The 1,017-nt window shown below is 69.5% G+C and carries 1 protein-coding gene and 1 pseudogene; both read left to right on the forward strand.

Going from position 1 to position 1,017, the window contains the following annotated elements:
- Nucleotides 1-260, forward strand: a pseudogene (locus PGX04_RS09550) (hypothetical protein); the annotation flags it as partial.
- A gap of 26 nt (nucleotides 261-286) precedes the next feature.
- The coding region (locus PGX04_RS09555) for a GIY-YIG nuclease family protein (protein ID WP_273738290.1) at nucleotides 287-1,017 on the forward strand (731 nt) is incomplete at its 3' end.

Consider the following 1,017-nt stretch of genomic DNA (forward strand, 5'->3'; position numbering starts at 1 on the left):
TCCGGCTCGTTCTCCGGGTGCGCGGCGGGAACGACCTCGTGGTGCCCGTCAGCCGGGCCGATCTCGAGGACGATCTGATCGCCGAGATCGAGACCGCGATTCGACCGAACGCGGCGTCAGCGTCGGCATCGACGCTCGAGGGGAGCGCCGATACCGACGGCGGTCGCGGCGAGGGGCTGCGGGACGAGCCGCGCGATGACGAGCGGGCTCGGACGGATCGATCCAACGCGGAGTGGTTCGGGGACGAGGAGTCAGGCTGAAACCTCCTGACTCCGTAGGGCAGCCGATGAACGCCGACGCGGTTCGCGAGCGCGCCGGGTCGTTGCCCCAAGAGCCCGGCGTCTACCAGTTCCGGGAGGACGGAACCACCCTCTACGTCGGGAAAGCGGTCGATCTCCGCAGTCGGGTCCGGTCCTACGCCGATCCCCGCAGCGCGCGGATCCGTCGGATGGTCGACCGCGCCGACGGGATCGAGATCGCCGTCACCGACACCGAGACGCAGGCACTGCTGCTCGAGGCGAACCTGATCAAGCGCCACCAGCCCCGCTACAACGTCCGGCTCAAGGACGACAAGTCGTATCCGATGGTCCAGCTGACGGCGCACGACGCCCCGCGGATCGAGATCACGCGGGACCCGGACGAGTCCGCGACCGTCTTCGGCCCCTACACCAGCAAGACGCAGGTCGAGACGGTCGTGAAAGCGCTGCGGGAGACGTACGGCGTGCGGGGCTGCTCGGATCACAAGTACGCGGGCCGCGATCGGCCGTGTCTGGACTACGAGATGGGGCTCTGTACCGCGCCCTGCACCCGCGAGATCGACCTCGAGAGCTACGCGCAAGACGTCACCGCCCTCGAGCGCTTCCTCGAGGGCGAGACCGGAATCCTCACGGACCCGCTCCGCCGGGAGATGGAAGCCGCCGCCGAGGAGCGGAACTTCGAGCGCGCGGCGAACCTGCGGGACCGGCTCGAGACCGTCGAGGCCTTCCACGGCGAGGGCGGCGAGGCGGTTCAGTCGAC

This window comes from Natrinema soli (assembly GCF_028618695.1).